This is a genomic window from Curtobacterium sp. NPDC087082 (genome assembly GCF_044745045.1).
In the GTDB taxonomy this organism is placed as follows: Bacteria; Actinomycetota; Actinomycetes; order Actinomycetales; family Microbacteriaceae; genus Curtobacterium.
Genome location: NZ_JBIUZN010000002.1, coordinates 510099 through 528236 on the forward strand (window position 1 = coordinate 510099; position 18138 = coordinate 528236).

Genomic DNA, 18138 nt, shown 5'->3' on the forward strand with positions numbered 1-18138 from the left:
CCACGTTCTGCCCTCACGCGGCGTGAGGGTCAAATCGGGGAACTCTGAGACCAACCTGTTGGCCCGTAGCATTTCCACACACCTATCGCCGACAAAGGAACCCCGATGGCCGCCACCGACGCTCAGACCACAACACCGACGCATCCGATCCGCCCGCTGATCGGTGCGGCGGTTATTGCCGTGTTCCTGGCGTACTTCGAGCTCGCCACGCGCGCCTCCGACGTGGTCATCGTGGCGTTCCTCATCCTCACCATCAGCGCCGTCATCTCGACCATCGCGAACATTCGAAACGCGACCCGTCTCCGTCACCAGGCACACGGCAACATCGCCGTTGCTGTCTGGGCAGCCGCCGTCGCCGTGGTCGCTGTAGGGCTCGGTTGGTTGGGCGGAGCAGTCCTGCTCAACGGCAACGCACAAGGCATCGTTGCGATCCTGGTCGCGATCGCCTTCTTGATCGTCAGCGTCTTCACCGCCATCGCCGCCAGCAAAGCCACCGACTAGAACAACAGTCACTCGGATCGAATTGCATCGCCCGACCAGCCCGGCAGCGGATCCTCTTCAGGACAAGATCGTGAGGAGCCGGTTCCCGAAGAGTGCTGCGTAGCGTCCCTGCCTCCTCAGAATGTGCTGCACATCGTCGGCTATCCGTGGGAGTCGCTGAGTGAAACGCTCGAAGCCGGAGAGGATCAGGACGAGGCCTGTCTCGGTCGCATCCCACCCGTAGTCCGCCTCGGCTACGTCTGACATGCAGTCGTTGAGCGCGTCCAGGTTCTTCCCGAAGTGGCTGGGGAACTGAAGGGCCGTCGCGAAGGCGATGTGCATCTGCTTGCCTTCTTGCCAAGCCCCGGCGTCCAGCTCGATGACCCGATAGCCCTCGCGCCGAAGCCACGTCTCGGCATTGCGCAACGCAGCATCGTCTCGCAGCCTGCGGACGAATCCGTCGCGGGCAATCTCAAAGTCCAGCCTGTTGCCGAGGATGTCGTCGGTGGAGAACGCGGGCACGTTCGAACCGTAGTACGCGAGGAGGTCAGAGTACGGCCGCGACCGATCTCGCAAGAGCCGTCGCTACCCATCAGCGTCTCTGATAGGGATCCTGATGGCCGTCCGATAGTCGGTCCTCCAGTGGACCCCGGGTGCTTGTGGACGGCCTCGGACTCCTACGGCGCTACTCCGGCGCGAACCCGTCGCACATAGGTGGTCCGCGGACTATCTCAGTTCACGCACGCCATACGGCCGCCTCACGACGCACGAACACTGAGCCGACTCCTGGTCGATATCCGTGTTTCAGACACGTTGACTCGCAGCCGGACAAGTTAGCTGGCGAACGACAACAACCGCCTACTGCGGCATGTCCACGAACCTCGAGAACATCCCGTGGAACGCCACCGTGATCGTGTCCGTCGGCCCGTTGCGGTGCTTCGCCACGATGAGGTCCGCCTCACCCTGCCGCGGGTTGTCCTTCTCGTACGCCGACTCACGGTGCAGCAGGATGACCATGTCGGCGTCCTGCTCGATCGACCCAGACTCACGCAGGTCGGAGATCTGGGGCTTCTTGTCGGCACGCTGCTCGGGACCACGGTTCAGCTGCGACAGTGCGACGACGGGGACCTGGAGCTCCTTCGCCATGAGCTTCAGTGCACGCGAGAACTCGGAGACCTCTTGCTGGCGGGACTCGACCTTCTTGCCGGAGGTCATGAGCTGCAGGTAGTCGATGACGACCATGCGGAGGTTGTGCTGCTGCTTGAGGCGCCGGCACTTCGCCCGGATCTCGACGAGCGTCATGTTGGGGGAGTCGTCGATGAAGAACGGGGCGTCGTTGATCCGCCCACGGGTCTGCGCGATGGTCGTCCAGTCGCGGGAGTCGACGGTGCCCTTGCGCATGTTCTGCAGCGGCACGCTGGACTCGGCGGAGAGCAGACGCATCGCGATCTCGGCGCGACCCATCTCGAGCGAGAAGAAGGCGGCGGTCTCGTTGTGCTTGATGGCGGCCGCGCGGCAGAGGTCGAGCGCGAGCGTCGACTTCCCGAGGGCCGGGCGGGCGGCGATGATGATGAGCTGGCCGGGGTGGAAGCCGTTGGTGAGGCCGTCGAGCTGGGCGAAGCCGGTCGGGACACCGGTCATCTGCCCGTCGCGCCCCTTCGCGGCCTCGATCTCGTCGAGGGCGGCGGAGATGGCGTCGGTGAGGGGGACGTAGTCCTCGGTCTGGACACCACCGGCGACGTTGTAGACCTCGGCCTGGGCGCTGTTGACGAGGTCGGTGACCTCACCCTCGGACGCGTAGCCCATCTGCACGATGCGGGTGCCCGCGTCGACCAGGCGGCGCAGGACGGCCTTCTCCGCCACGATCGCCGCGTAGTACCCGGCGTTCGCCGCGGTGGGCACCATGCTCGTGACGCTGTGCAGGTACTCGGCGCCGCCGGCGCGGGACAGCAGACCCGTCTTCGTCAGCTCGTCGGTGACGGCGATGACGTCGGTCGGCTCACCGTGCGAGTAGAGCGACAGGATAGCGTCGAAGATGACCTCGTGCTTGGGGATGTAGAAGTCCACGCCACGGGCGGTCTCGATGACGTCGGCCACGGCGTCCTTCGACAGGAGCATGCCGCCGATCGTCGACTGCTCGGCGAGCATGTCGTGCGGGGGAGTGCGTTCCGCGCCACCACGATCCGCGTAGTCCTGCGGCGCGGGTTCGAGATGCGCGATCGACACACTTGCTCCTCTTGTTCAGTGACGGCTCGTCCAGTGGCTGCGACGGGTCCGCCGACGGCGGCCGTGACGAACCGACCGTCCCTGTTCTACCCCGGGCGACCGACATCGCCGAGTCGCTGGGCCAAGCTACGGGGACAGAGTTATCCCCAGCAAACGGCCCTGTGGATAACTCTGTGGAGAGCCTGCGGAACACGCCGGGATGCTGTGTGGACAACTGTGGACAGGGGTGTGGACAAATATGCTGGGGAACACACTTTCGAGCGCTTGACCTGGGGTTTCGTGTTCCACACCATGTGTGGAGAAGTGGGGTTCAAGTATGCGTTGAAGGTTGCCGATCCGACCGTTTCGCCTGTGTAAAAACAGTTGACAAACGGAAACCTGAAGACAACTTTCCCAAGCCGTTCCCAGCAAGCGCGACCCTGTCTGAGAAGTAACCGGTCAGCGCGGGACGAGCCGCGCCTCCTGGGTCGGAACCGCCACCGACGACCCCGGAACGCGACGACGGGCGGGCCTCCCGGAGGAGACCCGCCCGTCGTGAGCGGAAGACCGCAGCCAGTGTTACTTGGCGGCGACGACCTGGAGCGAGATCACGGCAGTGATGTCCTCGCGCAGACGCACGGTGGCCTCGTGGTCACCGACGGTCTTGATGGTCGCGGGGACCTCGACCTTGCGCTTGTCGAGCGAGCCGACGCCCTGCGCCTGGACGGCGTCAGCGACGTCGCCCGGACGGACGGAGCCGAACAGACGACCGTCCTTGCCGGCCTTGACGGTCAGCTTGATGGTCGCGTTCTCGAGCTTCATCTTGAGGTCCTGTGCCTCTTCGATGGTGGCGAGCTCGCGAGCGGCACGTGCCGCACGGATCGACTCGACCTGCTTCTCGCCGCCCTTGGACCACGCGACAGCGAAGCCCTGCGGGATCAGGTAGTTGCGGGCGTAGCCGTTCTTGACGTCGACGACGTCACCGGCGGAACCGAGGCCGGAGACCTCGTGGGTGAGGATGAGCTTCGACATGTGTCGACCTCCGATCAGCGGCCGGAGCCGGCGTAGGGGAGGAGCGCCATCTCACGGGCGTTCTTCACGGCACGGGCGATGAGGCGCTGCTCCTGGACGGAGACGCCGGTGATGCGACGGGCGCGGATCTTGCCACGCTCCGAGATGAACTTGCGAAGGGTCGCGACGTCCTTGTAGTCGATGACGCCGACCTTGATCGACTTCGCGGGAGCGGCGTTCTTGCCGCCCTTACCGCGAGGCTTCCGGCGATCGCCGGTGCTCTTTCCAGCCATTGTTTGTCCTTAAGAAGTGGAAGTTGTGTCCGTTGAACCGCGGAGGATCAGAACGGGGTCTCGTCGTCGTACGTGCCGCCCGGGGTGCTCCACACGTCGTTCGACTGTGCGTTGCCGCCCTGCTGGCCACCCTGGGGGGACCAGGGCGCGTCCGACTGACCGCCGCCGTTGTTGTTCCAGCCGCCGCCGTTGCCGCCGTTGCCCGCCGGGGCGTTGCCGCCACCGACCTGGCCACGACCGCCGCCGGAGCCACCCGCAGCACGGGTGATCTGCGCGGTCGCGTAGCGGAGCGACGGGCCGATCTCGTCGACCTCGAGCTCGATGCTCGTGCGCTGCTGGCCCTCACGGTCCTGGTACGAGCGCTGACGGAGACGACCCTGCGCGATGACGCGCGAGCCCTTCGTCAGCGAGCCCGCCACGTGCTCGGCGAACTCGCGCCAGACGCTCGCACGGAGGAACAGCGCGTCGCCGTCCTTCCACTCGTTCGCCTGACGGTCGAACGTGCGAGGAGTCGACGCGATGGTGAAGTTCGCCACGGCGAGCCCGTTCTGCGTGTACCGCAGCTCCGGGTCCGCGGTGAGGTTGCCCACCACCGTGATGACGGTTTCGCCGGCCACGGGTTACTCGGCGCTCGCGGTCGCGGTTGCGTTGGCGGCCTTGCGGGCCGCGCGGGCCTCGTCGCGCTGCTTCTGGGCGGCGACCTGCGCGATGCCCTCTTCGGCGCGGAGGACCTTCGTGCGGAGCACGGCCTCGGAGAGGCCGAGCTGACGGTCCAGCTCCTTGGCGGCCTCGGGGGTGGACGTGAAGTCCACGACGGCGTAGATGCCCTCGGACTTCTTCGCGATCTCGTAGGCGAGACGACGACGGCCCCAGACGTCCACGTTGTCGACGGTGCCACCGTCGTTGCGGATCACAGCGAGGAACTTGTCCAGGCTGGGAGCGACGGTGCGCTCGTCGATCTCGGGGTCGAGGATCGCCATCAGTTCGTACTGGTGCATGCGGAACCCACCTCCTCTGGTCTCAGCGGCCCCGAGCAGTTCTCGGGGCAGGAGGGTTGATGCATGTGTCCCGCCACGCAGAGTGCGTGCGGACAACCCGGCAAGCTTAGCGGACGGCCTGGAGGCGCGCCACCGGCTGTGCAGAACCGATCGCGTCCGTCAGGCGGTCGCGTCGCGGGCGGCCCACCAGTCGCGCAGGCGCGCTTCGGCATCGTCGGGGCCGAGGGGGCCCTCGTCCATCCGCACCTCGAGGAGGAAGCGGTAGGCCTCGCCCACGGCACGCCCCGGCGGGATGTCGAGGATGCGCATGATGTCGTCGCCGGAGAGGTCCGGCCGGATCGAGTCGAGCTTCTCCTGCTCGGAGAGTTCCCGGATCCGGTCCTCGAGGTCGTCGTAGGCGAAGGCGAGCCGGTCGGCCTTGCGGCGGTTCCGGGTGGTGACGTCGGAGCGGGTGAGCTCGTGCAGGCGTTCGAGCTGGTCGCCGGCGTCCCGGACGTAGCGACGGACGGCGGAGTCGGTCCACGCGCCGTCCGTGTAGCCGAAGAAGCGGAGGTGCAGCTCGATCAGGCGGCTGACGGCGGCGATGGTGTCGTTGTCGAAGCGCAGGGCACGGAGCCGCTTCTTCGCGAGCTTCGAGCCGACGAGGTCGTGGTGGTGGAAGCTCACGGCGCCGCCGGGCTCGAGCTTGCGGGTCGTGGGCTTCCCGATGTCGTGCAGGAGCGCGGCGAGCCGGAGCACCGTGTCGGGGGCCTCGCCGGGGTGCCGCTCGGCCTCGTAGCCGATCGCCTGCGTCAGGACCGTGAGGGAGTGCTCGTAGACGTCCTTGTGGTGGTGGTGCTCGTCGATCTCGAGCCGCATCGCCGGCAGTTCGGGGAGGAACCGCTCGGCCAGCCCGGTGTCGACGAGCAGACGCACGCCGTCCACCGGTTCGTCCGTGTTCAGGAGCTTGACCAGTTCGTCGCGGACCCGCTCGGCGGAGACGATGTCGATCGAGTCGACCAGGTCCGTCATGGCCTCGCGCACCTCGTCCGAGACCGTGAAGCCGAGCTGCGCGGTGAACCGGGCGGCGCGCATCATCCGCAGGGGGTCGTCGCGGAAGGAGACCCGGGCGGCCTGGGGCGTGTGCAGGCGCTCGGCGAGGAGGTCCTCGACGCCGCCGTGCACGTCGACGAGTTCCCGTGCGGGCAACCGGAGCGCCATCGCGTTGACGGTGAAGTCGCGGCGGAGCAGGTCGTCCTCGATGGTGTCGCCGAACGCGACCTCGGGCTTGCGGGTCTCGCCGTCGTAGACGTCGCTGCGGTAGGTGGTGATCTCGACCTGCTCGCCGGCCACCCGCGCGGCGATGGTGCCGAACTGCCGACCGACGTCCCAGGTGTTGCTCGCGATCGGTCCGACGATCCGCAGGATGTCGTCCGGACGGGCGTCGGTGGTGAAGTCGAGGTCGGTGACCGCACGCCCGAGGAAGGCGTCGCGGACGGGCCCACCGACGAGGGCCAGTTCGTGTCCGGCGTCGGCGAAGGCCCGAGCGAGGATGGCGACGGGCTCGGTGGCGGCGAGTGCGTCGAGTCGCTCGACGGCCTGGGCAACGGACTGCATGACGGTCCTCATCCTCCCAGATCGCAGGCCTGAGTTCTCCACAACGTGCGCGCGCACGGGAGCGTTCATGGTCGGGCCTCATACACTCGTGGACGGCCCGAACCGACCCCGTGGCCCCTCCCGCATGCAGATCTTCCGCACCACGCTCGCCGCCGCCGCGTCGGCCCTCGTCGCGCTCGGCCTCGTCGTCGCGCCCGCTGCGGCCGACGGTGCACTCGCCACGACGGCCTCCACGACCACGACGCACGCCGCACACCCCGCTGCGGCCGAGCAGGGCCGGACGACGATCACGATCGCGCCGGCGAACCGCGGGATCGTCCAGCGCGACGAGGACCTCGAGCTCTCCGTCACGGTCACGAACGACACCGACGCGGACGTCCCCGCCGGCACCGCGGAGCTCGACATCTTCCGCTCCGTGAGCACGCGCGACGTCCTCTCCGACTGGCTCGCCGACACCAGCACGACCGGTTACCTCGGCGCCCCGATGGACTCCGTGGACGTCCCGGCGGTCCCGGCACACCGATCCGTCACGCTCGGCTCGGTGAAGATCGTCTCGGGCAACGTCGCCCTCGGCGGGTACTCGTCGTTCGGTGCCCGACGCATCGCCGCCGAGTACACGGCCGGTGACACCTACGCCGTGGCGCGGTCCGCGATCACCTGGTACCCCGAGACGGACCAGACGCCGGTGAGCGTCTCGGTCGCGATGCCCATCACCGTCCCGGCGACGAACCAGGGCGTCCTGACGGCCGGCGTCCTGGCCTCAGCGACCGCCGTCGACGGCACGCTCACGCAGCAGCTCGACGCGGCCGAGGACCACAACGTCGCCGTCGCGATCGACCCGCGGATCATCGCGTCCATCCGGATCCTCGGTGAGAACGCACCGTCGTCGGCGACCGCGTGGCTGGACCGGCTCGAGTCGCTCCGGAACGAGACCTTCGCGCTCCCGTACGCCGACGCCGACGTCACCGGCCTCCGGCAAGCGGGAGCCGACGGGGTCCTCTCGCCGATCTCCCTCGACCAGGAGATCAAGCAGCAGAACTTCCCCGGCGCGTCCACCCCGACCCCGACGTCGGATCCGCAGAGCCCGACGGCCGACCCCTCCGCCTCGACGTCACCGACCGACGACGCCACCGCCGACCCCGGGACGGACGACGAGGCACCCGCGACGCTGCCCACCACCGATTCCCTGCTCGACTTCCCCTACTCGATGGACGGGATCGCCTGGCCGTCGGACGGCACCGTCACAGCGGCGGACCTGCCGGCGCTCGCGAAGGCCGGCTCGAAGACGACGATCGTGTCGAGCGGCAACACGTCGGCCGGCGCGGACACGACGATCGCCGCGTCCGAGCAGATCGCCGGGCAGCACGTCCTCGTGTCCGACCAGTCGATGTCCGCCCTGCTCCGCACCGCGGCGACCGCGTCGAGCCAGCAGGAGTGGTCGACGGCCATGTCCGAGCTCACCGCGACGCTCGCCACCTCCGCCCGGGCGGGCACGGCCGAGGCACCGATCCTGCTGACCCTCGGTCGCGACTGGCCGACGAACTCCGCGCGGCTGAGCCAGGCCCTCGACGCGCTCGAGGACACCGCCTGGGTCGCCCCGGCGGACCTCTCCACCGCGGCCTCCGCGACGGCCGGCTCCCTCACGCTGTCCGCCGGGACGAACGGCGACGCCCGCATCGACCAGCTGCAGCGGCTGGTGGACGGCGAGCAGGACCTCGCCGGGTTCGCGTCCGCGCTGGACACCCCGACCGACCTGACCGCGCCCGCTCGACTCCGGCTGCTCGCCCTGGCCTCGAACGCCTGGCGCACCGACACGGACGGCCTCGCGACCGCCGTGGACGCCCAGGTCGCGAACTGGGCGGGCAAGACCTCGCAGATCAGCATCCCCGACTCGAGCAGCCTCACCCTGCTCGGCGACCGGTCCTCGCTGCCGATCTCCATCCGGAACCGCTCCGACTTCCCGGTCACGGTGCTGTTGTCCGTGCAGCCGTCCAACTCCGCGCTGCGGGTGGTGCGGAACGACATCGAGGTGAAGATCCAGCCGGACTCCTCCACCCGCACGACGGTGCCGGTCCAGTCGGTCGCGAACGGCAAGGTCAACCTGACCCTCTCCCTCACGAGTCCGACCGGGGTGAAGATCGCGACCCCGGCCACCGTGGAGCTGAACGTCCAGGCGCAGTGGGAGACCGTGATCACCGCGGCCGCGGCGGTGGCGCTCGTCGCGATCTTCGGGTTCGGCATCTTCCGGAGCATCCGGAAGCGTCGCCGTCGCCGGAACGGCGACGTGGACGAGGACGACGACGAGGACCCGAACCGGCTGCTCGAGGTCCAGCCGGTGGTCGGTGGGGACCCCGTGCCCGCCGCATCGCCGCACGACGGGCGGGCACCGTTCCTCCAGTCCGACACCGCGGTGCGCGACGCACCGACAGCCGACCCCGAGGAGCCGACCATCAGCGCCACCCAGCCCGAGCCGTCCGTCGACGCGGAGCCGGCCGCCGAGCGCAGTCTCGGCCGTGCCAGCGCGATGCTCGCCGCCGGCACGATGCTGTCGCGCATCCTGGGCTTCGCGAAGACCTTCGTCCTCGCCTTCGCGATCGGCAACACCGGCTCCGACGCCGCGAACGCCTTCGGCATCTCGAACCAGCTGCCGAACAACATCTACGCGCTCATCGCCGGCGGCCTGCTGTCCGCCGTGCTCATCCCGCAGATCGTCCGCTCGATGAAGCAGCACACCGACGGCGGCGTGGCCTACGTCAACAAGATCGTGACGCTCGGCGCGTCGGTGTTCATCGTCATCGCGATCGTCGCGACGCTCCTCGCACCGTTCCTCGTCTCCGTGTACAGCCAGCAGGCGTCCGGCGACAGCAAGGGCTTCACCGACGCGCAGACGGACCTGGCCGTCGCCTTCGCGTTCTGGTGCCTGCCGCAGATCCTCTTCTACGCGATGTACTCGCTCCTCGGCGAGGTCCTCAACGCGAAGCAGGTGTTCGGGCCCTTCACCTGGGCGCCGCTGCTCAACAACGTCATCGCCATCGCTGGACTGATCGTCTTCATCGCGCTGTTCGGCGGTCGCGACGTCAACTCCTCCACCGAGGGGTGGACGGCGATCAAGATCGCCGTCCTCGCCGGCAGCGCGTCGCTGGGCGTGTTCGCGCAGGCCGCCTTCCTGCCGTTCTTCTGGCGGCGTGCCGGACTGACCTTCCGACCGGACTTCCGCTGGCGCGGGGTCGGGCTGCGCTCCACCGGGACGGCCGCCGGGTGGCTCTTCGCGATGATCCTCGTGACGCAGCTCGCCGGCATCGTGCAGTCCCGCGTCGCATCGCTCGCCGGGGGCGCCGGCATCGCCACCCTCGGCACGACGTGGCTGCTGTTCATGCTCCCGCACTCGATCATCGCGGTCTCCATCGCGACGGCGTACTTCACGCGGATGAGCCACGACGCCGAACGCGGCGACCTCGGAGCAGTCCGCCGGAACCTCTCGCTCTCGCTGCGGATCGTCGGCCTGTTCACCGTGTTCGCGAGCGTCGCGCTCATCGTGCTCGCGATGCCGTTCGCCCGGATCTGGGAGAACCGGTTCGACCACACCCAGGCGATGGCCGAGGTCCTGTGGGCCTACATGCCGGGTCTCGTGCTGTTCAGCATGCTCTTCATCATCCAGCGAGTGTTCTGGGCCCTGCACGACCACCGGACGCCGTTCCTGATGCAGTGCGTCCAGTCGGTGCTCTTCGTCATCGGCGCCCTCGCCGTCGCGACCTTCCCCGGCAACGTGATCGGCGTCTCGATCGCGGTGTGCACGACCGTCGCGGGGACCGTACAGACGATCATCGCGCTCGTCCTCGTCCGCAAGCGTCTGAACGGCATCGAGGGGCCGATCGTCACCCGGTCGCACGTGCAGTTCGTCATCGCCGCGCTCATCTCCGGCGTCGTGGGGCTCGTCGTCGTCAACTTCTTCGGCGGCTTCTCGGCCGACGGGTTCGCGATGTCCGACGTCTCCGGCGCACTGATCACCATCGCCCTCACCGGCGCCGTGATGGTGCTCGTCTACTTCGGGGCGCTCGTCGTCGCGAAGAACGGCGAGATCAGGGGCGCCGTCGACATCCTGCGGAAGCGGCTCGGTCGCTGACGCGCTCCCGGGTGATGCGGAATGCCACGCCGGTAACATGTGTTGACCCGGTCAGCTATCTACGGAAGGGCAGCGAGGCATGCGCCAGCTCATCATCATCGGTTCCGGCCCGGCCGGGTTCACCGCCGGCATCTACGCGGCACGCGCGGAGCTCAAGCCCCTGATCGTCGCCTCCAGCGTCGAGACCGGCGGCGAGCTCACGAAGACGACCGAGGTCGAGAACTTCCCGGGCTTCCCCGAGGGGATCCAGGGCCCGGACCTCATGATCAAGATGCAGGAACAGGCCGAGAAGTTCGGCGCCGAGGTCCTGTACGACGACGCCGTGTCGGTCGACCTCACCGGTGACGTCAAGAAGGTCACGGTCGGCTCCGGGGAGACGTACGAGGCCCTCGCGGTCATCTACGCGACCGGTTCGGCGTACCGCCACCTCGGCCTCGCCGACGAAGAGCGGCTGTCCGGCCACGGCGTCAGCTGGTGCGCGACCTGCGACGGCTTCTTCTTCCGCCAGAAGAACATCGCCGTCGTCGGCGGTGGCGACTCCGCGATGGAAGAGGCGACATTCCTCACCCGCTTCGCCGACAAGGTGACAGTCATCCACCGCAAGGACACCCTGCGCGCGTCGAAGATCATGCAGGACCGGGCGATGAACGACCCGAAGATCGAGTTCGCGTGGAACAAGGAGGTCACCGGCATCACGGGTGACTCCGCGGTGACCGGCGTCACGCTGCGCGACACGGTGGACGGCACCGAGAGCGAGCTGGCCCTCGACGGCCTCTTCATCGCGATCGGCAACGACCCGCGCACGCACCTGATCCACGGGCAGATCGACATCGCCCCCGAGGGCACGATCGCGGTCCAGGGTCGCTCCTCGAAGACGAACCTGCCCGGCGTGTTCGCCGCCGGTGACGTCATCGACCCGACCTACCGCCAGGCCATCACGGCTGCCGGCTCCGGCACCGTCGCGGCGCTCGACGCGGAGAAGTACCTCGCCGAACTCGACGACGCGCTGACCGGCCCCGCCGAGGGCGTGACCCCGGAGTCGCCCGTCACGGTCGACGTCGAAGCCGCCCACGCCTGATCCACGGAATACCGCAGTGCCCCGGGCGTTGCACCCACTGATCGACTTCTCGAAGGAGCACACATGTCCAACGCCAAGGCAGTCACCGACGCCACCTTCTCGGACGAGGTCCTCAAGTCCGACAAGACGATCCTCGTCGACTTCTGGGCCGAGTGGTGCGGCCCGTGTCGCGCGGTCTCGCCGATCCTCGACCAGATCGCCGAAGAGCACGCCGGCAAGATCGAGATCGTGAAGCTCAACGTGGACGACAACCCCCAGTCGGCCATGAACTACCAGATCACGTCGATCCCGGCGATGAAGGTCTTCAAGGGCGGCGAGGTCGTCAAGACCGTCATCGGCGCGAAGCCGAAGCCGGCGCTCGAGGCCGACCTCGCAGAGTTCCTCGCGTAGGCACCTGCCCCACCGAGCGGCCCCGCACCCCACCGGGTGCGGGGCCGCTCGCGTTTCCGGGCCACTGGTTCAGGATCGGCCCCGTCGCGGGGCCCGGGTTTCCGGGGTCGATGTCGTAGTGTGGCGGGAATGTGAGTGGCGGGCAGGTCCCGCTGGAACGGAGCCAAGATGACGAACGGCAACAGCCTCGACCCCTGGTACGACTCCTACGCCCAGCGCACCGCCGGGCTGAGCGCCTCCGAGGTCCGAGCCCTGTTCGCCGTCGCGTCGCGGCCCGAGGTGGTCTCGCTCGCCGGCGGCATGCCGTACGTCTCCGCGCTGCCGCGTGAGCTCGTCACGGGCTCCCTCGACCGTGTGATGGCCGAGGACGCCGCCATGGCGCTCCAGTACGGCGGAGGACAGGGCCTGCGGTCCCTGCGCGAGCACATCGTCGACGTGATGAGCCTCGAGGGCATCCGTGCCAGCGCCGAGGACGTCGTCGTTACCACCGGGTCGCAGCACGCGCTGGACCTCGTCACCCGGCTCTTCATCGACCCGGGTGACGTCGTGCTCGCCGAATCGCCGTCCTACGTCGGCGCGATCGGGGTCTTCCGGTCGTACCAGGCCGAGACCGTGCACGTCACCACCGACGAGAACGGTCTCGTCCCCGAAGCGCTGCGCGAAGCGATCGCGAACCTGCGGACCCAGGGCAAGCGGATCAAGTTCCTCTACACGATCCCGAACTTCCACAACCCCGCCGGTGTGACCCTCAGCCGTGAGCGTCGCATCGAGATCCTCGACATCTGCCGGTCGAACAACATCCTCGTGCTCGAGGACAACCCCTACGGCCTCCTCTGGTTCGACGAGCCGGCGCCGCAGGCGATCCGGTCGATCGACGAAGAGGGCGTGGTCTACCTCGGCTCGTTCTCCAAGACGCTCGCGCCGGGCTTCCGCGTCGGCTGGGCGCTCGCACCCCACGCCATCCGCGAGAAGCTCGTCCTCGCCAACGAGTCGGCCGTCCTCGCGCCGAACTCCTTCGGCCAGTACGTGGTGAACGCCTACCTCGACGCCGCGGACTGGAAGGGTCAGGTCGACACCTTCCGGGGCCTCTACGCCGAGCGTCGTGACGCCATGCTGTCCGCGCTGGGGGAGTTCCTGCCGGACCTGTCCTGGACGAAGCCGAACGGTGGCTTCTTCGTCTGGCTGACCCTGCCCGAGTCGCTCGACTCCAAGGGGATGCTGCCGCGGGCGGTCAAGGAGCTCGTCGCCTACACCCCGGGGACGGCCTTCTACGCCGACGGACGCGGCGGCGGGCACATCCGCCTGTCGTTCTGCTACCCGACGCCGGAGCAGATCCGCGTCGGCGTGAAGCGGCTCGCGAACGTCGTCAACGACGAGCTCGAGCTGGTCGAGACCTTCGGGTCCGCGACGCGGCCCAACGCGGTCGTCCGACCGGCATCGTCGGTGAGCGCTCCGCCGCCGAACATCTCCTGATCAGCACTTTTCACCGTTCCACCCGCAGTACCGGAGGTCCATCCGCATGGCCGAGCTCACCCGCCGTCACGTCGTCGTCGTCGCCGGAGGGATCTCGCACGAGCGTGACGTCTCCCTGCGGTCCGGACGCCGGGTGGCCGACTCGCTGACCGGGTACGGCTGGCAGGTGGACCTCCGCGACGCAGACGCATCGTTGCTCCCGACCCTGCGGGAGAGCCGCCCGGACGTCGTGTGGCCGGCTCTGCACGGCGCCTCCGGTGAGGACGGCGCCCTGCGGGGCATCCTGGAGGCGCTGGACATCCCGTTCGTCGGCTCACGTTCGACGTCGGCCCGGCTGGCATGGGACAAGCCCACCGCGTCGGCGCTGGTCGCGCGGGCGGGCGTCCGGACCCCGCGCTCGGTCACGCTCTCGCACGACGTCTTCCGGGAGCTCGGCGCGGTCGGCGTCCTCGAGAGCATCGCTGTCGAGCACCCGGTCCCACTCGCCGTCAAGCCGGCCCGAGGCGGCAGCGCCCAGGGCGTCACCCTCGTCGACGACGTGAACGACCTGCCGCGCGCGATGGTCACCGCGTACACGTACTGCGACGACGTCGTGGTCGAGCAGCTCATCCGTGGGACCGAGGTCGCGGTCGGCATCATCGACACCGGCGACGGTCCGGTGGCGCTCTCCGCGGTCGAGATCGTCCCCCGCAACGGCATCTACGGGTTCGAGGCTCGGTACAACGCCGGCGAGACCACCTTCTACACGCCGGCCCGCCTGTCCGAGGAGTTCGCGGCTGCTGCGTCCGCCGCCGCCGTGGCAGCCCACGAGGCCCTCGGTCTGCGACACATCTCGCGCGTTGACCTCATCGTGGACGCCGCTGGGACGCCCTGGTTCCTCGAGGCGAACGTCCTCCCCGGGCTCACCGAGACCTCTCTCGTGCCGCAGGCCCTCTCCGCGTCGGGCTTCGACCTGGGATGGACCTACGCCGAGCTCGCGGAGCAGGCGATCCGCGACCACCGGGCCTGACGCTGCGATCGTGGGATGCCGACACGTTCCACGTGGAACATCCCTCGCCGCCGTCCTGGCGGCCGTGGGCCTCGGGACACTGACCGTGGGCGAAGCCGTGCACTGGCGGGCCGCTCGTCGGGCAGGACGGCTTCCACGACCGACCAGGGGCTCGACTGGGCTCGTCGTCGTCCCGGGGTTCGCTAATCGGGGCCGTCGCATCAACGTCGTGAATCGGTGGCGGGCTCGGATCGCTGTCCGCACAGCACGCTCGGCTCGCGCGGCCGGCGCTTCCGTTCAGATCCTCTGCAGTGGGGGAGCTGTGCGCGGGACGGTCGCGGAGGCAGTGCTCCTGCGGGACTACATCGAGAAGTCCCTCGGGTGGGATGGCCCGGTATCGATCGAGTCGGAGAGTCGTTCGACGTGGGAGAACGTCCGGAACGCATTCCCGTGGATTGAGTCGGCGGAATGGGTCGCCTTCGCATCGAACGGGTTGCACGCTGAGAAGGCGCGCATCTACCTCAGGCGTCAGCGACCGGAGCTCGTTGAGCGGCTCGTTGCTGCCGATGACTACCGGTTCGGAGAGATGAGCCTGCTGAAGCCCGTGTTCGCTGCCGTGGGGCTGTGGAAGCTTCGTGCCGTGTTCCACGTGAAACCTCCGGCCTGATCCACCCGTTCCACGTGGAACATTCCCCCAAGCCCGCGCGCAAGACATCGGCCTCGATCTCTCCGCGATCCCCCACTCGCCGCCGGAGGGCCGCACACAGAGCGAGCCGGCCCGGAGCCACAGCCCTCACTTCCATGCATCCCGGGATGGGTGCGGGATCCCTGCGTGCGGCCGTGACGCAGGATCTCGACGGAGCCATCAGTTGGCCCGCGCCCATCTCATCGCACTCGAGCAGGAGCTCTTCGCAGCGGCTCGCAGACCGAGGGATCCATGCCAAGCGCCGAGGAGATCGTTCGCAGCTCATCGACGAACGGGGGAGCGGCCCGTCCCGAGCGCCCCGCCCATCACGGATCGCGCCGTTGCCGCGAAGGAACCCCGGGGGCCAACTCCTCCTCGTATCGTGCGGGTCGTCCGACATCCCGCCCCATGTTCCGCCACCCATACGCGTGCGAACGTGCAGCTCGGCTCGAGACCGGATTCGAGACGCGCCGCAGCCGCTCGACTGCCCCACCGCGAGTACATGGCCCGGATGACCGCCACGGCGGGGACACGCGAGCCGCTGGTTTCGACGCCTGGCCGCTCCGTGCAGGGGCGAGATCGCTCGGTCTGACGACTCCGGTGGGCGCAAGCACGGCGCCGCGATCGGCCAGAATGGCGTCTGCTGGACGACACGAACCACCCTCGGCGCTTCGACTCGATGTTCCACGTAAAACGCTGCCTGCACGATCAGGGCCCGAACAACGGGGTACCCGAGACGCCACAGCAGGCTCACTCAGGGCCCAGTAGACCCGCCGTCAGACCCACGGACCCGACGACGCCGTCGAGCCGGCAGGCGGCCGCACAGCGCCGTACAGAGACCTCCGCGGCAGGAGGCGGCCGAACGTCAGCCCGCGACGTCCTCGATGCCGAGCTCCCCGAGGATCCGGTTGAGGTCATCCCCGTTCGCGAAGTCGATCGTCACCGAGCTCTTCCGCGCCCCGACAGCGATCTTGACCCGCGTGTTCAACCGATCCCCGAGCCGCTCCGCCAGGTCGTTGAAGTGCACCTGCCGCTTGGACGGCTCCGCCTTGGGCTTCACCGGCGTCTTCGCCGCGAGCTGCTGCGCGATCGACTCGGCGGCCCGGACGGACAGGTCCTCGTTGACGATCTTCTCTGCGAGGTACTCCATGGCCTCGGCGTCGGGCGCAGCGAGGATCGCACGTGCGTGTCCAGCCGAGAGCACGCCCGCTGCCACACGCCGCTGAACGGGGGAGGGGAGGCGCAGCAGTCGGATCGTGTTGGTGATCTGCGGACGCGAACGGCCGATCCGCTGGGCGAGCTGCTCCTGCGTGATCCCGAAGTCCGCCAGGAGTTGCTGGTACGCCGAAGCCTCTTCGAGCGGGTTGAGGTTCGCGCGGTGGAGGTTCTCGAGCAGCGCGTCGCGGAGCATCGCATCGTCGGGAGTGTCCTTGACGATGGCGGGGATGGTACTCAGCCCGAGCTCCTTGGTGGCGCGGAGTCGGCGCTCACCCATGATCAGCTCGTACTGCGGCTCCGTCCCAGCGGCGCCGGCGATCGGGCGCACGACGATGGGCTGCAGGACACCGATCTCACGGATCGAGTGGACGAGTTCCTGCAGTTCCTCTTCGCGGAACTCCTTGCGCGGCTGCTGCGCGTTCGGCACGACGTCGAGGGGATTCAGGTTCGCCAGACGCGCGCCGGGAACCGCGACGAGCTCCTCCGCGGTCGCACCGTCGACGAGCGGCGCGGACGCCGGCGATCCGCCGGTCGGGAAGAACACGTCGACGGGACGGTCCTGCTGCTCCGACGCCGTCGGGATGAGGGCGCCGATGCCCCGTCCGAGTCCAGTTCGCTTCGGTGCCATCAGTGCTGCGCTCCTCGTGCTGCGATCTCGGCTGCCGCCTCCAGGTAGGAAAGCGAGCCGGTTGAGTTGACGTCGTACGCAACGACGCTCTGCCCGTAGCTCGGGGCTTCGCTGACGCGGACGGATCGGGGGATCACGGCCTCGAGCACCTGCTCGCCGAAGTGCTCCCGCACGTCTGCTGCTACCTGGTTGGAGAGGTTCGTCCGGCTGTCGTACATCGTCAAGAGGATGGTCGACACGGCGAGGTTCGGGTTCAGGTGCCGCTCGATGAGCTCGATGTTCCGGAGCAGCTGGCTCAACCCTTCGAGCGCGTAGTACTCGCACTGGATCGGGATGAGGACCTCGCGCGCTGCGACGAAGGCATTGATCGTGAGCAGCCCGAGCGACGGCGGGCAGTCGATGAACACGTAGTGGTACGGCTCGTCCAGCGACTCGAGGTACTGGTCCAGCGCGGTCCGCAGGCGCTGTTCGCGGGCGACGAGCGACACCAGTTCGATCTCGGCGCCGGCGAGGTGGATCGTGGCCGGTACGCACCAGAGTGTGTCCGACTCGGGGGAGCGCTGGACCGTGTCCGCGATCGGTGCCTCGTCGACGATCACGTCGTAGATGCTCGGGACCTCGGCCTGGTGGTTGACACCGAGCGCCGTGGAGGCGTTGCCCTGCGGGTCGAGGTCGATCACCAGCACGCGCGCTCCGCCGTGCGCCAACGCAGCGGCGAGGTTGACCGTGGTGGTGGTCTTGCCGACGCCACCCTTCTGGTTCGACACCGTGAAGACGCGCGTCTTCGGCGGCAGCGGGAACTGCTGCGTCGCGATCGCACGGCGACGACGGTTCAGATCAGCGATCTCACGGGCGAGCGGTGTCGACGCGTCGTAATCGGTCGATGAACTCAACGAGTGCCTCTTCCCCGGTTCGGTGTTTCACGTGGAACGCGGAGCCACTGGTGGCCGGTCGAACCGGCCCGAGCCGCAG

At 68.6% G+C, this 18138-nt stretch carries 16 protein-coding genes; 7 read left to right on the forward strand and 9 right to left on the reverse strand.

Translation table 11 applies throughout. The features are described 5' to 3' along the window. Nucleotides 1-105 precede the first annotated feature (105 nt). Nucleotides 106-501 carry a hypothetical protein gene (locus ACIPEP_RS07860; RefSeq protein ID WP_402716939.1) on the forward strand — a complete coding sequence of 132 codons (396 nt, stop codon included), beginning with the start codon at nt 106-108 and terminating at the stop codon, nt 499-501. 57 nt (nt 502-558) lie between these two features. Here ACIPEP_RS07860 and ACIPEP_RS07865 read toward each other — a convergent pair whose 3' ends face one another. From ACIPEP_RS07865 to ACIPEP_RS07895, 7 genes are all read right to left on the reverse strand, one after another. Then, entirely contained in the window at nt 559-1002 is a 444-nt protein-coding gene (locus tag ACIPEP_RS07865) for a barstar family protein (protein ID WP_261645874.1), read from the reverse strand. A 336-nt stretch (nt 1003-1338) separates the two neighbouring features. Beyond that, nucleotides 1339-2706, reverse strand: coding sequence for a replicative DNA helicase (dnaB, locus tag ACIPEP_RS07870; RefSeq protein WP_070417481.1), 1368 nt, complete (start codon nt 2704-2706; stop codon nt 1339-1341). Between the two features lie 558 nt (nt 2707-3264). After that, nucleotides 3265-3717 carry a 50S ribosomal protein L9 gene (gene rplI, locus ACIPEP_RS07875; RefSeq protein WP_069712629.1) on the reverse strand — a complete coding sequence of 151 codons (453 nt, stop codon included), beginning with the start codon at nt 3715-3717 and terminating at the stop codon, nt 3265-3267. 14 nt (nt 3718-3731) lie between these two features. Next, nucleotides 3732-3989 (reverse strand): 30S ribosomal protein S18, encoded by a 258-nt coding sequence (gene rpsR, locus ACIPEP_RS07880; protein WP_017887834.1) that lies wholly within the window; start codon nt 3987-3989, stop codon nt 3732-3734. Nucleotides 3990-4036: 47 nt separating this feature from the next. After that, nucleotides 4037-4606: a single-stranded DNA-binding protein gene (locus ACIPEP_RS07885; protein WP_070417480.1), complete on the reverse strand. Its 570-nt coding sequence runs from the start codon at nt 4604-4606 to the stop codon at nt 4037-4039. A gap of 3 nt (nt 4607-4609) precedes the next feature. Beyond that, nucleotides 4610-4987: a 30S ribosomal protein S6 gene (rpsF, locus tag ACIPEP_RS07890; protein ID WP_070417479.1), complete on the reverse strand. Its 378-nt coding sequence runs from the start codon at nt 4985-4987 to the stop codon at nt 4610-4612. Between the two features lie 159 nt (nt 4988-5146). Further along, nucleotides 5147-6583 carry a CCA tRNA nucleotidyltransferase gene (locus ACIPEP_RS07895; RefSeq protein WP_402716940.1) on the reverse strand — a complete coding sequence of 479 codons (1437 nt, stop codon included), beginning with the start codon at nt 6581-6583 and terminating at the stop codon, nt 5147-5149. Between the two features lie 124 nt (nt 6584-6707). Between ACIPEP_RS07895 and ACIPEP_RS07900 the strand changes: the two genes are divergently transcribed. From ACIPEP_RS07900 to ACIPEP_RS07925, 6 genes are all read left to right on the forward strand, one after another. Further along, nucleotides 6708-10706 (forward strand): DUF6049 family protein, encoded by a 3999-nt coding sequence (locus tag ACIPEP_RS07900; RefSeq protein ID WP_402716941.1) that lies wholly within the window; start codon nt 6708-6710, stop codon nt 10704-10706. A 79-nt stretch (nt 10707-10785) separates the two neighbouring features. Further along, nucleotides 10786-11784 (forward strand): thioredoxin-disulfide reductase, encoded by a 999-nt coding sequence (gene trxB, locus ACIPEP_RS07905; RefSeq protein ID WP_070417477.1) that lies wholly within the window; start codon nt 10786-10788, stop codon nt 11782-11784. Nucleotides 11785-11847: 63 nt separating this feature from the next. Next, the gene (gene trxA / locus ACIPEP_RS07910; RefSeq protein WP_017887828.1) at nt 11848-12174 is read left to right on the forward strand and encodes a thioredoxin; all 327 of its coding nucleotides are present in this window, start codon (nt 11848-11850) and stop codon (nt 12172-12174) included. 168 nt (nt 12175-12342) lie between these two features. Then, a complete protein-coding gene (locus ACIPEP_RS07915; protein ID WP_071294222.1) occupies nt 12343-13647 on the forward strand; it encodes a PLP-dependent aminotransferase family protein in 1305 nt (434 codons plus the stop codon). Nucleotides 13648-13693: 46 nt separating this feature from the next. Beyond that, nucleotides 13694-14656: a D-alanine--D-alanine ligase gene (locus ACIPEP_RS07920; protein ID WP_071294223.1), complete on the forward strand. Its 963-nt coding sequence runs from the start codon at nt 13694-13696 to the stop codon at nt 14654-14656. Between the two features lie 97 nt (nt 14657-14753). Continuing rightward, on the forward strand, nt 14754-15302 hold the full coding sequence (locus tag ACIPEP_RS07925) for an ElyC/SanA/YdcF family protein (protein WP_402717070.1): 549 nt from the start codon (nt 14754-14756) through the stop codon (nt 15300-15302). 883 nt (nt 15303-16185) lie between these two features. Here the strand turns inward: ACIPEP_RS07925 and ACIPEP_RS07930 are convergent. Next, a complete protein-coding gene (locus ACIPEP_RS07930; protein WP_092385578.1) occupies nt 16186-17166 on the reverse strand; it encodes a ParB/RepB/Spo0J family partition protein in 981 nt (326 codons plus the stop codon). Further along, complete coding sequence (locus ACIPEP_RS07935) at nt 17166-18059, reverse strand: ParA family protein (RefSeq protein ID WP_071294225.1); 894 nt, start codon at nt 18057-18059, stop codon at nt 17166-17168. The genes ACIPEP_RS07930 and ACIPEP_RS07935 overlap by 1 nt, the downstream gene beginning before the upstream one ends. Nucleotides 18060-18138 lie beyond the last annotated feature (79 nt).